Source organism: Devosia sp. MDV22-iso42, assembly GCF_058629155.1.
Genome location: NZ_JBZVWR010000006.1, coordinates 929,774 through 948,523 on the forward strand (window position 1 = coordinate 929,774; position 18,750 = coordinate 948,523).

Genomic DNA, 18,750 nt, shown 5'->3' on the forward strand with positions numbered 1-18,750 from the left:
CCTTAATGCGCGACGGCGGCGGCGGCGGCTTCGTCGATCAGCCGGCCGGTACGGAAGCGGTCGAGCGTGAATGGCGCAGCGATCTTGTGGGGTTCGCCGGTGGCGACGGTATGGGCAAAGACATTGCCCGAGCCCGGGGTGGCCTTGAAGCCGCCGGTGCCCCAGCCGCAATTGACGAAGAGGCCCGGCACCGGCGTCTTGCCGATGATCGGCGAGCGATCTGGGGTGACGTCGACAATGCCGCCCCAGTTGCGCAGCATGCGCAGGCGGCGGACCGTGGGGAACAGTTCGCAGATGGCTTCGAGCGTGTGGGTAGCGATGTGCAGGCCGCCGGTCTGCGAATAGGAGGTATAGGCGTCGGTGCCGGCGCCGATGACCAGCTCGCCCTTGTCGGACTGGGACATATAGGCGTGGATGGTATTGCTCATCACCACGCAGGGCATGATGGGCTTGATCGGCTCGGAGACGAGCGCCTGCAGCGGGTAGCTTTCGAGCGGCATGGAGACGCCAGCCATTGCCATCAGCACGCTGGTATGGCCAGCGGCGACAACGCCGACGCGCCTGGTGGCGACCGGGCCGCGCGTCGTTTCGAGCCCGGTGACGGCGCCATCCAGGCCGCGGGTAATGCCCTTGACCTCGCAGTTCTGGATGATGTCGACGCCCATGGCCGAGGCGGCGCGGGCATAGCCCCAGGCCACGGCATCGTGCCGGGCGGTGCCGCCGCGGCGCTGCAGGGCGGCGCCGATGATGGGATAGCGCACATCGGGGTCGATATTAAGGATCGGGCAGAAGTCCTGCGCCTGCTGCGCCGTCAGCCATTCATTGTCGATGCCGGCGAGGCGATTGGCATGGACGTGGCGCTTGAACACCTGCACGTCATGGATGTTGTGCGCCAGCATCATGACGCCGCGCGGGGAATACATGACGTTGTAGTTGAGCTCGAGGCTGAGATTTTCCCACAGCTTGAGCGCGTGCTCGTAGAGTGCCTCGGACTCTTCCCAGAGGTAGTTGGAGCGGATGATGGTGGTATTGCGCCCGGTATTGCCGCCACCCAGCCAGCCCTTTTCCAGCACGGCGATGTTTCTCATCCCGTGTTCCTTGGCCATGTAATAGGCGGTGGCCAGGCCATGGCCGCCGGCGCCGACAATGATGGCGTCGTAGCTGGGCTTAAGTTCGGGCTGGCGCCATTGCTCGGGCCAGCCGCCATTGCCGGTCAGCGCTTGCTTGAGCAGGTTGGGGAAGGAAAAGCGCATGTTGGGGGTCACCAGTCGATCAGGTTATGGGTGCGAAGATAGGCCAGGATGGCCTGGGCCTTGTCGGCGGGCGAGCCGGTCGTCATGACCGCCCCGCCCCTGGTTTCGGCCACGATGGCCGAGAGCATGCGGGCATGGCCGGTCTTTTGGTCTTTGGCCTTGAATTTTACCGGGCGTTTGGCCGGCTCCAGGCGCCAGGCGGTGTCGAGCGCCGGTGTGGCCGTCGCCTCGCGCCGGGTCACCTGTCCCGCCATGCGGCGGGAAAAAGCATAGAACGGGGTCACCGTCGCCCTTGGATCAACGGCGATCAGTGCCGGCAGGCGGACGCGAACGTGGCGACGCTGGCCCTTGGGCAAGGCCTGGGTGATGTCGGCATGGCCGTCACTGACGGTCACGGCGATGGCCTGGCTGACGACGGGCCAGCCGAGGCGTTCGGCCACCAGATAGGGCACGAGGCCGGAGCCCTCGCCGCCTTCGGCACGGGTGCCGGTGAGGATGAGATCATGGCCGGAGGCCTGGGCGGCGAGGGCCTCGCCAATGTCCTGGCCGGGGACAGCCGGCACGACATCAAGCGTGGCGGCGCCATAGGCCAGATAGTCGCCGAGCGCGGCTTCGTCCGGATTGCCGGCATGCAGCACGCTGGTCTCGCCCAGGCCGCGCGCCATTTCCAGCGCCAGCAGGTCATCGCGATTGGGGCGGGCGGCGCCATTGATCGGGTTGCGGCCGAGGGATGCGAGAACGAGGACGCGCGGGCCAGCCAGGTCGGGTGCCGGTGCAGACCCCCTCCTAACCTCCCGCTGCAAGGGGGAGGGACCGGCCGGTGTCGGGGGCTGAATAGCGCCAGCGTCGCCGTCAAAATTGCGGCTGCGCGTGGCCGCCAGCAGTTCGGTCATCACCGCCTGGGCATCGTCGACCAGGGTGAGGTCGGCGCGGCCGGCTATGGGGGCGCTGGCATCGGTGTTGATGGCGATGACGTGGCGCACCGCCTTGATGCCCTGCAGGTGCTGCACGGCGCCGGAAATGCCCAGGGCCAGGTAGACGCTGGCGCTGACGGTCTTGCCGGTGGCGCCGACCTGCTGGTCGCGGCTGAAGCGGCCATCGTCGACGGCGACGCGGCTGGCGCCGATGGCGGCGTCGAAGCTTTGGGCCAAGGCCCGCACGGTGGGCACGTCGGTGACGCCATTACCGGCGGCGACGATGAAATCGGCCTCTTCGAGACCCAGACGGGCGGCATCGACCGGCGGGGTGCCGCGATCGGCATAGGGGCTAGTGGTCGGTGCCGGGGTATCAATCTGGGTGAGTGCGCCGGCGCCGCGGAAGGGCAAAGAGGTGTCGGTGGTATCGGCATCGAGCAGGATGAGGCGCGGCAGATCGCGCCGCGCCAGTTGCGCGCCGCCCTGGCGATAGGTGGCGACGGCGTCGGGACGGAGCTCGACAACATGGGCGGCTGTCGCGGCGCCGAGCCGCGCGGCGAGGCGCCGGCCGAGATCGCCGGTGCCGCTGGCATTGTCGGGCAGGATGACGTGGCGCGGGTCGAGACGGGCGATGAGGTCGGCTGCCACGACCAGGTCGCGGTCGGGCTGGAACAGGGTGCGGTCGCATGCTGGGGCGACGTGGACCTGGTCGGCGCCCAGCGGGCCCAGATCTTCGGTCAGCGCGCCGAGGACGAGGACAGTGACAGCGGTGGATGAATCGGCCAGCAGAGCCGCGGCGGCAATGGCCTGCTGCGCCTGGGCGTCGAGGCTGCCACGGCTGCTGTGGGCGATGACAAGGATATGGGCCTGTGGCGGGCCGAGGAGGCGCAGGGGCTTGGGGGCGTCAGCGCGATGGGTAGCGAGGTGGACGGCGCCGCCCTGCCCTTCCTCGCCCAGCACGATGCGTTTGAGGCCCTCGGCGGTGACACTGAAGGGGCGGCGCGGATTGATGCGGGCCATTGTGTCGCTCATGCCGGCACCGGCAGGCTGGCGGCGACAAGTTCGGCAATGTCGAGCACTTCGGGGCGCTCGCCCACAACGCCTTCGAGCATGGCGGTGCATTGCGGGCAGCCGACGGCGACGATGCTCGCGCCGGTGGCTTTGGCGTCAGCCATGCGGATGTCGGGGATGCGCTGGCGGCCGGGAATGTCGGTCAGCGGGGCGCCACCGCCGCCACCGCAGCAGCGGCCGCGCAGGCCGGAGCGTTCCATTTCTCGCACTTCGATGCCTATGCCCTTGAGCAGGTCGCGCGGGGCTGCGATCTCGCCATTGTAGCGGCCGAGATAGCAGGGATCGTGCCAGGTCACGGCGCGCCGGTCGGGCGTCGGCCCGAGCTTGAGCTGGCCGGATTTGGCGAGCTGGGCCAGCAGCGTCGAATGATGCAGCACGGTGAAGTGGCCACCCAAAGCCGGATAGTCGTTCTTGAGGCTGTTGAGTACATGCGGATCGGGGGTGACGATGCGCGTGAAGCTGAAGCGGGCCAGATTGGCGATCATGCGCTGCGCCAGGGACTGGAAGGTGGCCTCGTCGCCCAGGCGCCTTGCGGTGTCGCCGGTGTCGAATTCGCTGTCGGCCAGCACGGCAAAGTCTATATTGGCGGCGCGCAGGGATTTGACCAGAGCCCGCAGCGTGCGCTGGTAGCGCAGGTCGAAGGCGCCCTCGCCGGCGACAAGAAGGACGTCGAAGGCCTGGCCCGACAGGGCATGCGGCACGTCGAGGTCCACGGCCCAGTGCTGGCGGGTGGCGATGTCATGGCCGCCCACGGTGGCGGTTTCGCGCAGATTGGCCAGGGTTTCCGGCGCCTTGCCGGGTAGCGCGCCGGTGGTGAGGGTGACGTTGCGGCGCAAGTCGACAATGGCGTCGACATGCTCGATCAGCATCGGGCATTCCTCGACGCAGGCGCGGCAGGTGGTGCAGGAGAAGAGGGTTTCCGGCTCGATGAGGAAGGGCACGATGGGCTGGTCCGGCGCGCCGGCATGGATGCCGAGGGGAATGCCGGGATAGGGGCTGCCGGCGAAATGGGCATCGCTGCCGGTTGCCATGCCGACCACGAGGTCCTGGATCAGCTTTTTCGGGTTGAGCGGCTGGCGGGCGGCGAAGGCCGGGCACGCGTCCTCGCACTTGCCGCATTGCACGCAGGCGTCAAAGCTCAGCAGCTGGTTCCAGCGAAAGTCCTGCGGCTTGGCGACGCCAAAGTCGGTGGCTTCGAGATCGAGCGGCCGCAGACCGACGGAGCGCTCGACGAAACGCTGCTGGCGCGGGTGGAAGCCCAGATGCAGCAGGCCGGCCACGGCATGCTTCATCGGACCGCCGGCGCCGATGCCCAAAGCCAGCTCGGCCGACCCGATGATGAGGAGCAGCAGTAGCGGCAAAGCAAAGGCGGCCGTGATGGCTGAGGCCGGGACCATGGCCACCAGGCTGAGACCGACCAAAGCCAGGGCGAAGGCGGCCAGCGTATAGGGCAGCCGCGACCAGGGGCCCTTTGAGAGGCGGGTCGGCGGGGTATGGCGGCGCAGCCAGATGAAGAAGCTGCCGGCGAGCATGACAAAGGCCGCGGCGAGGATCAGCGCATCGAGCCAAGGCTGGTAGAGCATGAAGCCGTAGTTAAGCGCGACCAGCGCCAAAGCGGCCACGGCGCCGCCGGCAACGGCCATATGGGTATTGGCGATATAGGAATCGCGGGCGACGACGTGGTGGATGTCGACCAGGTAGCGTTTGGGAATGGAAAGCAGCCCGGCCCAGTCGGTCGGGGCATCACGGCCATTGCGCCAGAGGGCCACACGCCGGAACAGCCCGACGCCCAGAGTGGCGATGGCCAGCCAGAACACGAGCGTGATGGCGAGCTGGACCCAGAGCATGGCTCAGAAATCCTTGCAGAGGCGCAGGGCGTCATAGATGGCGCCGTGGATATTGTGCTGGGAGATGCAGTCGCCGACGCGGAAGAGCAGGAACCTGTCGCCCGAAAGATCTTCGCTCAGGGATGGCTGCGGCTCGGCAGCAAACAGGCTGGCATTGTCGGTCTGGCCGAAATTGACAGCGCGTTCCTTGAGGTCCCAGTAGAGGCCGTCATTGGGCAGGATGCCGTTTTCGATCACCACCTGGTCGACAACGCGCTCTTCGAGCGCCTCGGTATATTCGTTGCGCAGCACCGCGATCAGCTTGTCGCCCTCGCGATAGACGCGGTCGAGCCAGTGGTTGGGCGTCATCACTACATCCATAGCGTAGAGGCGGCGGTAGAAGATCGGGAAGGTGGTGCCGCCGACGTCGTCGGCGACCTTGACGTCGGGGGTGACGATTTCGACCGTGCTGCCACGGGTGGCGAGGAAGTCGGCGGTGCCGGAGCCGGAATGGGCACTCATCACGTCATAGACCAGCACGTTCTGGCCGGGGGCGACCTTGCCGGAGAGAATGTCCCAGGCGCTGACCGAGAGGCCCTGGTCAAAGCCCCAGCCGGCCACCTGCCCCATATTCGAGCTGCCGCCGGTGGCGAGCACGACAATGTCGGGTTGTTCGGCCAGGATCATATCCGCGGTCGCCTCGGTGCCGAGGCGGCGATCGACACCGAGACGTTTGGTCTCCATGTCGAACCAGCGGACGATGCCGGCCATCTGTTCGCGCTGCGGGGCTTTTGCGGCGAGGTTGATCTGGCCGCCGACAACATCGCCCTTTTCGAACAGCACCACGTCATGGCCCCGACTGCGGGCGACGCGGGCGGCTTCCAGGCCCCCCGGCCCGCCGCCGACCACGACGACCTTGCGCTTCGGCCCGGTCGAGGGAGTGATGATATGCGGCATGGTGGCTTCGCGCGAGGTGGCGGCGTTCTGCACGCAGAGCACGTCGAGGCCGTTATACTGGCGGTCGATGCAGTAATTGGCGCCGACGCATTGCTTGATCTCGTCCTCGCGGCCGTCGCGGATCTTTGCCACCATGTGCGGATCTGCGATCTGGGCGCGGGTCATGCCGACGAGGTCGATCATGCCGGCGGCCAGAAGGCGCTCGGCCTGGCCGGCGTCGCGGATCGACTGGGCGTGCATGACCGGGATATCGAGCACGGACTTGATGCCGGCGGCCAGGTGCACGAAGGGTTCGGGCGGCAGCGCCATGGGCGGCATGCAATTGGCCAAGGTATTGTGCGTATCGGCCCCCGAGCCAACGACGGAGATGTAGTCGATCAGTCTGGTCTCGCCCATGGCATGGGCGATTTCCTTGAGCGTCTCGTGGTCGAGCCCGTCCTCGTGGAACTCGTCGCCGCACATGCGCAGGCCAACGACGAAGTCGGGGCCGACGGCCGCGCGCACTTCATGGAGCACTTCGCGGCCAAAGCGCATGCGGTTTTCCAGACTCCCGCCCCATTCATCGGTGCGAAAATTGGAGCGCGGGCTCCAGAACTGGTCGATCAGATGCTGATGCGCCGCCGAGATCTCGATGCCATCCATGCCGGCGGCCTGGACGCGTTTGGCGGCAATGCCGAAGTCCTTGATAATGCGCCGGATTTCCTCGATCTCGATGATCTTGGCATTGCCGCGATGCACCGGCTCGCGAATGCCCGAGGGGGTCATCAGATGGGGCCAGTTTTCGCCATGAAAGGCATTGCGGCGCCCCATATGGGTGGCCTGGATCATGATCTTGGCGCCATGGCGATGCATGGTCTCGGCCAGGCGCGCCAGCGGGTCGATGATGCGGTCATTGCTCAAATTGACCGATTTCCACCAGCCTTGGGGGCTGTCGATGGAGACCGGGCTCGAGCCGCCGCAGATGGCGAGGCCCACGCCGCCCTTGGCCTTTTCCTCGTAATAGCGGATGTAGCGCTCCCCGGGCAGGCCACCGGGCTCGGCATAGACCTCGGCATGCGCCGTCGAGACGACGCGGTTGCGCAGGGTCAGCTTGTTGAGCGTGATGGGGGCGAGCAGATGGGGATAGGATGCCATCACGCCGCCTTGGGACTGACGCTGAAAATGCAGTGGTCGTGGCCTTCGGCGGCGCACTGGGTTTCGCGGCTCACCGTGTGGTAGGTATGGCCGGTATCCTGGCCGACCCAATCCATGGCGCCGGCGAACCAGCCCTCGAACATGTAGCAGAGCTTGCCCGCGACCCCGGGCTGCTGCAGCACGAAGGAGGAGTGGCGAAGCGCAATCTGGGCGTTACCGGTCTCGACATCGGCCGAGACGAAGCTGAACAGGCCCCAGCCGCGCTGCGACAGGCGTTTGAGATAATGCTCGAAGACGGCGAGGCCCTTGAGGCCATGGGTTGCCGCTTCCTTATCGCACCAGAAATAAGCGGACTTGTAGCCGGCCGGGTAGAGGATCTCGGCATATCTGTCGCGGCCCAGAGCGGCTTCCACCGCGATGTGGTTATTGGTGAAGAAGTGCCGCGGCACATAGAGCATGGGCAGGCCGTCAGTGGTCCAGACCCCGGTTTCGTCATCGACCGCGATGGGCAGTTGCGGACCCATTACGCGCCCCACACGGTCTTGAAGGTGCGCAGCCAATTGCCGCCAATGGTCTTCTGGATTTTCTCGGTGCTCCAGCCGGCCGCTTCCATGGCCGCAGTCAGGTTCGGCCAGTCGTCGATCTTGCGCATGCCTTCGGGGTTCTGCACGGTGCCGAAATCGGTCAGGCGGCGATGGCGGCCCTTGTCATGGGTGATCCAGTCGAAGAACGGCCGGTCATAGCCCTGGGTGAAATCGGTGCCGACGCCGACATTGTCCCAGCCGACGATATTGCCGATGTAATCAAGCGCCTCGACATAATCGACGACGGTGGCGTCGGTGCCGCGCTTGAGGAAGGGCGGGAACATGGTGACGCCGACAAAGCCGCCATGGTCGGCGATGAACTTGAGCTGGTCGTCGGTCTTGTTGCGCGGATGTTCCTTGAGCCCCATGGGCAGGCAGTGCGAATAGGTGACGGGCTTTTTCGACGCGAGGATGGTCTCTTCGGAGGTTTTGGGGCCGACATGGCTGAGATCGACGAGGATGCCGGTGCGGTTCATTTCGGCGACGACCTCGTGGCCATAGCCGGACAGGCCCCCGTCCCGCTCGTAGCAGCCCGTGCCGATCAGGTTCTGCGTATTGTAGCAGAGCTGAACGACGCGCACGCCCATGTCCCAGAAGGCTTCGATATAGCCCAGATTGTCCTCGAAGGCGGCGGCATTCTGGAAGCCCAGGATGATGCCGGTCTTGTTGTCCTGCTTGGCCTGCTCGATGTCGGCCGTGGTGCGGATCAGGGTCAGGATATCGCTGTTGTCGCGAATGGCCTGCTTCATGGTGGCGATATTGTCGACAGTGGCCTGGAAGCCCTCCCAGACCGAGACGGTGCAGTTGGCGGCTGAAATGCCACCCTTGCGCATGTCCTCGAAGACCGAGCGGTCCCATTTGGAAATGATGAGGCCGTCGATGACCAGGCTTTGACTGTGGAGCGCGCTCAAGAGATATCCCCCGTTTTCAGACAGACAATTAGCGTTCGATCACCAGGTCGCTGGTGGGCTTGGAGCAGCACAGCAGCACCATGCCGGCGTCGATTTCGCGCTGGCGGATGCCGCCCTGGTGGCTCATGTCCACCGTGCCGGAGAGCTTTTTGCTCTTGCAGGTGCCGCACATGCCCTGGGTGCAGGACGAGGGCAGCCGCATGCCGGCGCGCTTGGCCGCCTCGAGCACGGTCATGTTCTCGGGCACGTCGATGGCGCGGCGCGTCCGGGTGAACTCGACCTTGAAGGTCCTGATGTCGGGGGCGGCCTCAAGCATGGCCTCGCCGATGACGACATCAGCCTTGTCGGCGGCCGGCAGGGCTTCGAAGTTGAAGCTTTCCTCGTGATAGTGGCTCATGTCGAAGCCGAGCCGGGCCAGCATGTCGCGCATGGCGGCCATATAGGGCGCCGGACCGCAGACGAAGATCTCGCGCGTCAGGAAATCCGGCGCGACGGTTTCCAGCATGGCGGCCGAAACGCGGCCGCGCAGGCCGGAAAATGCGGCCAGCGGGCTGACGGATTCCACCACCGGGACGAAACGAAATTTGTCGCTGAGCCGGCTCATCAGCTCGAGCTCTTCGCGGAAGATGATGTCCGCTGGGCTGCGGGCGGCGTGGACGAAGACGATGTCTTCCTGCTCACCCAGATCGTGGAAGGTGCGGGCCATCGACATCAATGGAGTGATGCCGCTGCCGCCGGACAGGAACAGGTAGCGCGGCGCGGGATGGGCGTAGCAGGTAAAGGCCCCCATGGGGCCGAGCGCCTTGAGCTGCATGCCGGGGCGCAGATTGTCGTGCAGCCAGTTGGAGACCGGGCCGCCGGGCACGCGCTTGACGGTGATCGAGATGGTGTCGGGGCGCGTGGGGGCCGAGGAAATGGTGTAGCAGCGGTTGATGGTCTCGCCGCCAATATCGAAGGCATAGGTCATGAACTGACCCGGCTGATAGCGCATGCGGCGCGGGATCACCGGGCGCAGCACGAAGGTCTTGACGTCCGCGGTCTCGTCGCGCACGGCCTGGCAGATCAGCGCGTCGTCATTCTCGCTGTCCCACAGTTCGTCGGGCAGCCGCAAAGCGGGCGCGGTCTCGTCGCTCGGGCCGAAGCCGCCTTCGAGAACCTTCATGCGCCGACATGCTCGGCCATGCGGCCGATATACCAACGGACAAATTTTTCGACCAGCATCTCGGTATTGGGCGAATAGGGACCGGGCTCATAGGCCGGGTTTTCCGCACCGCGCTGGCACATTTCCACCAGCGCCGCGTCCTGCAGGTTGGTGGCGGTCCAGACCTCAATGAGGTTGGCGAGGTCGTAATCGACGCCCTCGACGGCATTCTTGTTGACCAGCCATTTGGTGCGCACCAGGGTGCGGCCGGCATCGAGCGGAAAGACGGCAAAAGTGACGATGTGGTCGCCCAGGAAATGGTGCCAGGAATTGGGCTGGGTCCAGAAGCTGAGGCCCCCCAGCTTGGCATTGGTGAAGGCGCCCAGCGGCAGGCGACAGGCGGCGCGGGTATCCATGGTGTGGCTTTCGCCATTGCCATCAAGCGGCAGGCGCTCGGTGCGGAAGCCGGTGACGCGGCTGTCGAGCTCATCGATCTCGCGCGATGGCAGGCCCATGCCCTCCCATTCGGCATGGCTGACCTGGCGCAAAGCCTCGTAGCGCTGGGCATTGGCGAGGTCGATAGGGTCCATCTCTTCAGGGGCAAAGCCGAAGCCATAGGCAAACAGCGGCACCGTCAACTCGGGATGGTTGGCCTCGCAGTGATAGCACTCGCGGTTGTTCTCGAGCGTCAGCTTCCAGTTACCCATCTCGATCAGGTCGCTCTGATAGGCGATCCTGGTCTCGCGCACCTTGTGCGGGGCGATATAGGGCCCCATGCGGGCGGCCATGTCGTCGAAGTCCTCGGGCGGATCATCGGAAAGGCAGATGAACAGCAGGCCTTCGAGCGAGCGCAGGTTGACCGGCTTGAGACCCTTGCAGGAGCGGTCGAAATCAGCGCCCATATGGGGCGCATGCACCAGGTCGCCGTCGAGATTGTAGGTCCAGGAGTGATAGCGGCAGACCAGGTTACCCACCGTGGTCTTTTCCTCGTCGATCAGCCTGGCGCCGCGATGGCGGCAGACATTGTGGAAGGCTTTGACGGCGTTGTCGTCGTCGCGGACGATGAGGATGGAACTTGGACCGATATCGATGGTCATGACATCGCCCGGCTCAGGCACGTCGGGCTCGACGCCAACATAGATCCAGTGGCGGGAGAAGATCGCGTCCATATCCGCCGCGAAGACTTCGGGCGAGGTATAGAAAGGGGCATCGAGACTATGCCCCGGCTGGCGGCCCTGCAGCAGCGCATGAAGATACGAAGCCTTGTCCAGCATAGACGCCTCTCCTCAACAGAGACACGAGGCATGATCGACCTCGACTGGCCTGACAGTTGACTGGATTTCAGCGATCCACTTGAACCGGAACGACAATGGCTTTAGGTTTTCCGACATTGTTCGGTGGCGGGGGCACACATGGCAGGCAGTGCGCAAAATATTGGCTTCATGCTGACCGAGCAGTTCTCGATGATTGCCTTCACCGCCGCGATCGAACCGCTGCGCCTGGCCAATCGGGTGAGCGGCAAGACGCTCTATCAATGGCAGCTGCACTCGGTGGATGGCATTACCGCCCAGGCGTCTAACGGCGTCGAGGTCAAGGTCGACCGGGCCTTCCGCGACGCCAGTTCAATGGATGCCGTGGTCGTGTGCTCGGGCGTCGAGGTCAAGCGGATCGACCACCGCGCGCTGCTGGCGGTGCTGCGCCGCCTGACCAAGTCCGGCGCGGCCGCCGGCGCCGTCTGCACCGGCGCCTATGTGCTGGCCAAGGCCGGCCTGCTCGACGGCTACCGCTCGACCATCCACTGGGAAAACCGGCCTGGCATGCAGCTGGACTTCCCCGATCTCGAGATCGGCGAAGACCTGTTCGAGATCGACCGCGACCGCTTTACCTGCGCCGGCGGCGTGGCGGCGGCCGACATGATGCTCAGCCTGATCAAGCGCGACCATGGCGAGCAGGTGTCGCGGGCCGTCACGGACCAGCTCATCCATCACCGCATCCGCGAGGCCGGCGAGCGGCAGCGCATGGACCTACGCACGCGCCTCGGGGTGGCCCATCCCAAGCTGCTGCGCGTGGTCATCCTGATGGAGCAGACCATCGACCGGCCGCTGACCATGAGCCAGTTTGCCAAAAGCGTGGGGCTGTCCAACCGCCAGCTGGAGCGATTGTTCTGGAAGCATGTCGGGCATCCGCCGAGCCGGCATTATCTCAAACTGCGGCTCGACCATGCCTGCCAGCTGCTGCGGCATACGGCGATACCGGTGCTGGAGGTGGCGGTGGCCTGTGGCTTCAACTCGGCGTCGTATTTCTCACAGAGCTATACAGAGTTTTTCGGGCACAGCCCGAGCGTGGAACGCAGGGGCGCGGCGGCGGCGGCGGCCTAGCGGGTCACGTCGCGCAGCTTCTGCATGATGGCCCAGCGCAGCGCCGATTCACCGCGCGGCCGGGCTGCCAGGCGAATGCTGGAGACCACGGTGGTCAGGCAGGCACCGATACGGGCCGTCGCATCGAAATGCAGCAGCATGGTCACCGGGTCAAAGTGGGCACGCGAAATCCTGATCAATCCCATTGCTAGCCTCCATGCTCTAGCAACGCAGGAAATCAGGCGAGAGTTGTACGCAAACTGAACGGTGAGCGGTCGCGGCCGTCACGTTCGGGTGAGGAGATCGGTGGCTGACTAGCGGTCCGAGCTTTCCCAGCGCGGATTGATCCAGGGGACGTCATTGTCCGCCGGCAGCATGGGCTTGCCCAGGATGTGGTCGGAAGCCTTTTCGCCCACCATGATGGAGGGGCCGTTGAGGTTGCCATTGGTGATGCGCGGGAAGATCGAGCTGTCGGCCACCCGCAGGCCATCGACGCCGATGACGCGCAGTTCGGGATCAACAACGGCCATGGGATCGCTGGCTCTGCCCATCCTGCAGGTGCCGCAGGGGTGATAGGCGCTTTCGGCGTGGCGGCGGATATGGTCGTCGAGCTCGTCGTCGGTCTGGTAGGCCGCGCCGGGCAGGATTTCCTTGCCGCGATAGGGGTCGAAGGCGGGCTGGCCAAAAATCTCGCGGGTGATGCGGATGCAGTGGCGGAAATCGGCCCAGTCCTGCGGCGCGGACATGTAGTTGAACTGGATGCGCGGCGCGTCCTTGGGATCTGAGGAGCGCAGCGTCACCGCGCCGCGCGAAGCCGAGCGCATGGGGCCGACATGGGCCTGGAAGCCATGGCCCTCGGCGGCGGCCTGGCCGTCATAGCGCACGGCGATGGGGATGAAGTGGAACTGGATGTCGGGATATTTGACCCCGGCCTTGGAGCGGATGAAGGCAGCGCTCTCGAACTGGTTGGAGGCGCCCAGGCCATTCTTGAAGAACAGCCATTGCGCACCGATCAGTGCCTTGCCGAGCAGATTCCAGTGCTTGTAGAGCGTGATGGGCTGGGTGGAGGCCTGCTGGATATAGAGCTCCATGTGGTCCTGCAGGTTGGCGCCGACGCCGGGGCGGTCGGCTACCAGTGGAATGCCATGCGCGGCCAGCTGGGCGGCGGGGCCGATGCCCGATAGCAGCAGGAGTTTTGGGGAATTGATCGAAGACGCCGCGACGATGACCTCGCGCCGGGCCCTGACCACCTCGACCTGGCCGCCGCGCTCGATCTCGACGCCCACGGCACGGCCCTGCTCGATCACTATCCTGCGCGCAAAGCATTTGAGCAGCGTGAGGTTGGCTCTTTTCAGGGCGGGCTTGAGATAGGCATTGGCGACCGACCAGCGCCGGCCCTGCCAGACCGTCTGCTCCATCGGGCCGAAGCCCTCCTGCTTTTCGCCATTATAGTCGTCGGTCAGCTCGAAACCGGCCTGTTTTCCGGCCTCGACAAAGGTCTTGAACAGCGGGTTGTCACGCTTGCCGCGCGTTACATGCAGCGGGCCAGCCTTGCCGCGGCGGTCCGGATCGCCGCCATGGCTGCCGGGGTGCCAGTGTTCCATGCGCTTGAAATAGGGAACCACGTCGGCATAGCCCCAGCCGGTGGCGCCGCTTTGGGCCCAGTGGTCATAGTCCTCGGCATGACCGCGCACATAGACCATGCCATTGATCGAGGACGAGCCGCCGATCACCTTGCCGCGCGGCACGCCGAGGGTGCGTCCGCCCAGATGCGGCTCAGGCTCGGTGCGGAAGCCCCAGTCATAGCGCGGCATGTTCATCGGATAGCTCAAGGCGGCCGGCATCTGGATCAGCGGGCCGATATCGGAGCCGCCGAATTCGAGCACGATGACGGAATGCTTGCCGTCTTCGCTAAGCCGCGCCGCTATGGCGCCGCCGGCCGAGCCCGACCCGATGATGACGAAATCAGCTTCCATGCCGAACGCTCCTAATAGGCGGCCGCAACGGGATTGCTGGCGACATAGACCGATTTGATCTGGCTGTAGTGATAGAGCGCGGCGCGCGAATTCTCGCGGCCGACGCCGGACAGCTTGACGCCCCCGAAGGGCGCCTCGACCGGGGTGATATTGTAGGTATTGATCCAGCAGGTGCCGGCCTCGAGCTGGGCGATGACGCGGTGCGCCCTGGCCAGATCGGCGGTGAACACGCCGGCTGCGAGGCCGAATTCGGTGGCGTTGGCGCGGGCGATGACATCGGCCTCGTCGGCAAAGCCGAGCACGGCCATTACGGGCCCGAAGATTTCCTCCCGGGCAATGGTCATGTCGTCGGTGACCTCGGCAAAGACCGTCGGCTCGACATAGAAGCCCTCATTCTGGCTGGGCGGTACCCTGCCCCCGATGAGCAGCTTGGCGCCCTCGGCCTTGCCGGCTTCGATGAAGCCGAGCACCTTGTTGCGCTGGGCCTCCGAAACCAGCGGCCCGACCTGGGTTGCCGCGTCGAGCGGATCGCCGATAATGGCCGTGGCGGTGCGCGCGACCAGGCGTTCGAGGAAGGTCGGGCGGATGGCATCGTGCACGAAGACGCGGGTGCCGTTGGAGCAGACCTGGCCGGACGAATAGAAATTGGCATTGATGGCGGCGCTGACGGCGCTGTCGAGATCGGCGTCGTCGAAAATGATCAGGGGCGACTTGCCGCCCAGTTCCATGGTGACGTACTTCATGCCGGCGGCGGCGGCGGCATAGACCTTCCTGCCGGTCGGCACCGAGCCGGTCAGCGAGACCTTGGCCACGCGCGGGTCGGTCACCAGCGCCGCACCCACATCGCCATAGCCCTGCACGACGTTGAACAGGCCGGCCGGAGCGCCGGCCTCAATGAGGATTTCGGCCAGCTTGAGGGCGCCCAGCGGCGTCAGCTCGGACGGCTTGAAGATCATGGCATTGCCGGCGGCAAGCGCCGGGGCCGCCTTCCAGCAGGCGATCTGGGTGGGGTAGTTCCAGGCGCCGATGCCGACGCAGACGCCGAGCGGCTCGCGGATGGTATAGACGAAGTCGCCGTCACCGACGGGGATGGTCTCCCCCGTCATGGTGGCGGCAAGACCGGCGAAATATTCCAGCGCATCGGCGCCCGAGGCAGCGTCGGCCACCAGGGTTTCCTGGATGGGCTTGCCGGTATCGAGCGTCTCGATCTCGGAGAGCTCCTGGTTGCGAGCGCGGATGATGTCCGCGGCTTTACGCAGAACCCGGCCGCGCATGACGGGCTTGAGCGCGCCCCATTCCTTCTGTGCGCGCACGGCCGAGGCCAGCGCCGCTTCAATGATCGATGGGGTGGCGGAATGGAGTCGCGCTATGACAACATTTTTGGCCGGAAAGATGCTCAGGATCGACTGTCCTGCGACGTCTTCCACATAGCGTCCGTCGATGAAATGGCTGGCGGTCGGCTGTACGTCGCGCATCATTCGCCCCTCGGGAAACGCTTGCTCTCTTCGAGCACATTGAGGTCCATGTGATTGCGCATGTAGCGCTCGGATGCCTGCTGCAAGGGCTGGAAATCCCAAGGATAATAGGCGCCATTGCGCAGGGCGGCATAGACGACATGGCGCCGCGCCTGGCTGGCGCGCACGTCGGCGTCAAAGGCATCCAGATCCCAGATCTCTCGGGCCCTGGCCGCGAAACCGGCAAGCGTTTCGGCATAGGCCGGATCGCTGGCCAGATTGGTCAGCTCGTGCGGATCACGTGACAGATCAAACAGTTGGGTCGGATCGGCCGGGCATTCAATGTATTTCCACTTTCCCTGGCGCAGGCACACCAGGGGGGCGATCGAGCCCTCGGCTGCATATTCCAGCAGCACGGGCGAGGTCCGCGCCACGCCCCTGGCCAGCGGCAGCAGGGTTTCCCCATCGGTCCAGGGGGCGATCTTGTCGAGCGAAATGCCGGCCAGATCGCAGAGCGTGGGCGTCAGATCCATGGTGCTGACCGGGGTGTCGACGCGACCTGCCGGCAGGCCGGGCGCGGCGATCATCAGCGGCACGCGCGCCGAGCCCTCGAGGAAGTTCATCTTGAACCACAGCCCGCGCTCGCCGAGCATGTCGCCATGGTCGGAGACGAAGACCACAATGGTATTGTCGGCCTGGCGCGTGCCCTCCAGCGCGGCAAGAATTTCGCCAATCTTGTCATCGACATAGGATATGTTGGCAAAATAGGCGCGGCGCGAGCGGCGCACATCGTCGGCGCTGATGTCGAGCCCGCGGAAGTCGCAGGCATCCATCAGCCGCTGCGCATGCGGGTCCTGATCTTCATAGGCGATGGGCGCCGTTTCCGGGTCGAGATGCGCACAGTCCTCATAGAGATCCCAGTATTTCCGGCGGGCGACATAGGGATCGTGCGGATGGGTGAAGCTGACCGTCAGCATCCAGGGCCGCTCCTCGAGCCGGCGGCCGAGGTCGTAGATCTTGCGCGTGGCGTTGAAGGCGACCTCGTCGTCATATTCGAGCTGGTTGGTGATCTCGGCTATTCCGGCGCCCTTGACCGAGCCGAGATTGTGATACCACCAGTCGATGCGCTCGCCGGGCTTGTCATAGTCCGGGGTCCAGCCGAAATCGGCCGGATAGATGTCGGTGGTCAGTCGCTCTTCGAAGCCATGCAACTGGTCCGGGCCGACGAAATGCATCTTGCCCGACAGGGTGGTGGCATAGCCGGCGGCGCGCAGGTGATGGGCATAGGTCGGGATGTCGGAGCCGAACTCGGCGGCATTGTCATAGACCCGGGTGCGATGTGGCAATTGCCCGGACATGAAGCTGGCCCGGCCCGGCGCGCAGAGCGGGGAGGCCGTATAGGTATTGGCGAAGCGGGCGGAGCGCCGCGCCAGCGCCTTGAGATGGGGCGCATGCAGCCAGTCGGCCGGGCCATCGGGAAACAGCGTGCCGCTGAGCTGATCGACCATGATGATGAGGATGTTAGGCTGCGCGGACATGGATACCTTTCCGGGCGAGGCTGAGCTCGAGATAATCAAAAACCATGGCGCGCACATCGGCCCGGGCGGGGGCAAAATCCTGCAGTGCGTGGCGGATGTAGAAGCCGTCGATCAATGCGGCGAGCCCCTGCGCCAATGACTCGGCCGTCGCCGGGTCAACGAGCTGGCGCAGGTTGTATACCAGATTGGAGTGCAGCCGGCGGGCATAGACTTGCAGCAGCCGGCTGGCTTCGGGCGATTGCAGCGCCCGGACATAGAAGGTCAACCAGGCGGCCACCACGTCGCGGTGGAACTGGTCGGGCGCAAAGCTGGCTTCGATAATGGCGTCGATGCGCCCGATCGGCGAATCGACGCCGGCGCTGCGGCGGCGGACGCTGGCGCCATAAAGGCGCAGGATATGGCGCATGGCGGCCAGAAACATCTGGTCCTTGCTGCCAAAATAGTGATGCGCCAGAGCCGGCGACATGCCGGCGCGCCGGGCGATCTGGCTCACCGTGACGTCGAGGCTGCCGGCTTCGCCGATCTCGCTGATGGCCGCTTCCACCATGGCTTTTCGCCGTATTGCCTCTGCACCGATTTTTGGCATTTCAGGGGGCTGCCCATAATTTAAGTTTACATTTGCGATTGTCTCGCTTTTGATTGAGCCGTCAATCAAGAAAAAGACTTCGCCTCACTTACCCGCAAACAGGAGACGACGGATTATGAGAAAGACCACCCTTACTCTGACCAGTGCCTTGGCGCTGTCGCTGCTGGCGGGAACCGCTTTTGCAGCCGACTGCGATACCGTGATTTTTTCCGATGTGGGCTGGACCGACATCACCACCACCACCGCAACCACCAAGCACGTGCTCGAAGCGCTGGGCTACAAGGTGAACGTGAAGGTGCTGTCGGTGCCGGTGACCTATGCGTCGCTTGAAAGCGACGACGTCGACGTGTTCCTGGGGACGTGGCTGCCGGCGCAGCAGGGCGCCATCGGCCCCTATCTGGAGACCGGCGAAGTCGAGAAGGTGGCCACCAATCTCGAAGGCACAAAGTACACGCTGGCCGTGCCGAGCTATACCTATGACAAGGGCCTGACCGACTATTCCAAGATCGCCGAATTTGCCGAGGCGCTCAACAGCACCATCTACGGCATCGAGCCCGGCAATGAGGGCAATGGCTACCTGATCGGCCTGGTGGATGCCGATACGCATGGCCTGGGCGGCTTCAAGGTGGTGGAAAGCTCCGAGCAGGGGATGCTGGCCGAAGTTGACCGCGCCGTGCGGGACAACAAGGATGTCGTCTTCCTGGGCTGGGAACCACACCCGATGAATGCCAAGTTTGACCTCAAATACCTGCCGGGCGGCGAGGACTTCTTTGGCGGTGAAGGCGTCGTCGACACCGTGACCCGCAAGGGCTATGCCGCCGAATGCCCCAATGTCGGCAAGCTGCTGGCCAATCTGAAGTTCTCCCTACCGATGGAAAACGAGATCATGGGCAAGATTCTCAATGACGGCGCCGATCCGGCCAACGCGACGCTGGAATGGCTGAAGGCCAATCCGGAAACCGCACTGGGCTGGGTCGAAGGTGTGACCACTCTTGAGGGCGGCGACGGTGCCGCGGCGGTCCAGGCCTTGCTGGACAGCTAGAATGAG

Annotated in this window: 15 protein-coding genes; 2 read left to right on the top strand and 13 right to left on the bottom strand. The window is 65.0% G+C overall.

Annotation, left to right across the window (positions count from 1 at the left end; genetic code table 11):
• Positions 1-2: 2 nt before the first annotated feature.
• The 8 genes from AC4NN3_RS06170 to AC4NN3_RS06205 are packed head-to-tail and all read right to left on the bottom strand — an operon-like array spanning position 3 to position 11,065.
• A complete protein-coding gene (locus AC4NN3_RS06170) occupies positions 3-1,253 on the bottom strand; it encodes a sarcosine oxidase subunit beta family protein (RefSeq protein WP_491926473.1) in 1,251 nt (416 codons plus the stop codon).
• An 8-nt stretch (positions 1,254-1,261) separates the two neighbouring features.
• Positions 1,262-3,199 carry an FAD-binding protein gene (locus AC4NN3_RS06175; RefSeq protein WP_491926195.1) on the bottom strand — a complete coding sequence of 646 codons (1,938 nt, stop codon included), beginning with the start codon at positions 3,197-3,199 and terminating at the stop codon, positions 1,262-1,264.
• Positions 3,196-5,085, bottom strand: coding sequence for a (Fe-S)-binding protein (locus AC4NN3_RS06180; RefSeq protein ID WP_491926196.1), 1,890 nt, complete (start codon positions 5,083-5,085; stop codon positions 3,196-3,198). Before AC4NN3_RS06180 ends, AC4NN3_RS06175 begins: the two co-directional genes overlap by 4 nt.
• A 3-nt stretch (positions 5,086-5,088) precedes the next feature.
• On the bottom strand, positions 5,089-7,155 hold the full coding sequence (locus AC4NN3_RS06185) for an oxidoreductase (protein ID WP_491926197.1): 2,067 nt from the start codon (positions 7,153-7,155) through the stop codon (positions 5,089-5,091).
• On the bottom strand, positions 7,155-7,679 hold the full coding sequence (locus AC4NN3_RS06190; RefSeq protein WP_491926198.1) for a DUF5943 domain-containing protein: 525 nt from the start codon (positions 7,677-7,679) through the stop codon (positions 7,155-7,157). Before AC4NN3_RS06190 ends, AC4NN3_RS06185 begins: the two co-directional genes overlap by 1 nt.
• Positions 7,679-8,650, bottom strand: coding sequence for a dipeptidase (locus AC4NN3_RS06195; RefSeq protein WP_491926199.1), 972 nt, complete (start codon positions 8,648-8,650; stop codon positions 7,679-7,681). The genes AC4NN3_RS06190 and AC4NN3_RS06195 overlap by 1 nt, the downstream gene beginning before the upstream one ends.
• A 28-nt stretch (positions 8,651-8,678) precedes the next feature.
• A complete protein-coding gene (locus AC4NN3_RS06200) occupies positions 8,679-9,812 on the bottom strand; it encodes an FAD-binding oxidoreductase (RefSeq protein ID WP_491926200.1) in 1,134 nt (377 codons plus the stop codon).
• Positions 9,809-11,065, bottom strand: a complete 1,257-nt coding sequence (locus AC4NN3_RS06205) for an aromatic ring-hydroxylating oxygenase subunit alpha (protein WP_491926201.1) — start codon at positions 11,063-11,065, stop codon at positions 9,809-9,811. The genes AC4NN3_RS06200 and AC4NN3_RS06205 overlap by 4 nt, the downstream gene beginning before the upstream one ends.
• A gap of 138 nt (positions 11,066-11,203) precedes the next feature.
• On the opposite strand from AC4NN3_RS06205, the gene AC4NN3_RS06210 reads away from it, so the two are divergent.
• Positions 11,204-12,169, top strand: a complete 966-nt coding sequence (locus AC4NN3_RS06210; RefSeq protein WP_491926202.1) for a GlxA family transcriptional regulator — start codon at positions 11,204-11,206, stop codon at positions 12,167-12,169.
• Here the strand turns inward: AC4NN3_RS06210 and AC4NN3_RS06215 are convergent.
• The 5 genes from AC4NN3_RS06215 to betI form a co-directional block, all read right to left on the bottom strand.
• Positions 12,166-12,354 (bottom strand): hypothetical protein, encoded by a 189-nt coding sequence (locus AC4NN3_RS06215; RefSeq protein ID WP_491926203.1) that lies wholly within the window; start codon positions 12,352-12,354, stop codon positions 12,166-12,168. The genes AC4NN3_RS06210 and AC4NN3_RS06215 overlap by 4 nt on opposite strands.
• A 108-nt stretch (positions 12,355-12,462) precedes the next feature.
• Complete coding sequence (gene betA, locus AC4NN3_RS06220) at positions 12,463-14,124, bottom strand: choline dehydrogenase (RefSeq protein WP_491926204.1); 1,662 nt, start codon at positions 14,122-14,124, stop codon at positions 12,463-12,465.
• Positions 14,125-14,135: 11 nt separating this feature from the next.
• Positions 14,136-15,599 (bottom strand): betaine-aldehyde dehydrogenase, encoded by a 1,464-nt coding sequence (betB, locus tag AC4NN3_RS06225; RefSeq protein WP_491926205.1) that lies wholly within the window; start codon positions 15,597-15,599, stop codon positions 14,136-14,138.
• The gene (betC, locus tag AC4NN3_RS06230; RefSeq protein WP_491926206.1) at positions 15,599-17,116 is read right to left on the bottom strand and encodes a choline-sulfatase; all 1,518 of its coding nucleotides are present in this window, start codon (positions 17,114-17,116) and stop codon (positions 15,599-15,601) included. Before betC ends, betB begins: the two co-directional genes overlap by 1 nt.
• Entirely contained in the window at positions 17,100-17,702 is a 603-nt protein-coding gene (gene betI / locus AC4NN3_RS06235) for a transcriptional regulator BetI (RefSeq protein ID WP_491926207.1), read from the bottom strand. Before betI ends, betC begins: the two co-directional genes overlap by 17 nt.
• A gap of 115 nt (positions 17,703-17,817) precedes the next feature.
• Between betI and choX the strand changes: the two genes are divergently transcribed.
• Positions 17,818-18,744: a choline ABC transporter substrate-binding protein gene (choX, locus tag AC4NN3_RS06240; RefSeq protein WP_491926208.1), complete on the top strand. Its 927-nt coding sequence runs from the start codon at positions 17,818-17,820 to the stop codon at positions 18,742-18,744.
• Positions 18,745-18,750 lie beyond the last annotated feature (6 nt).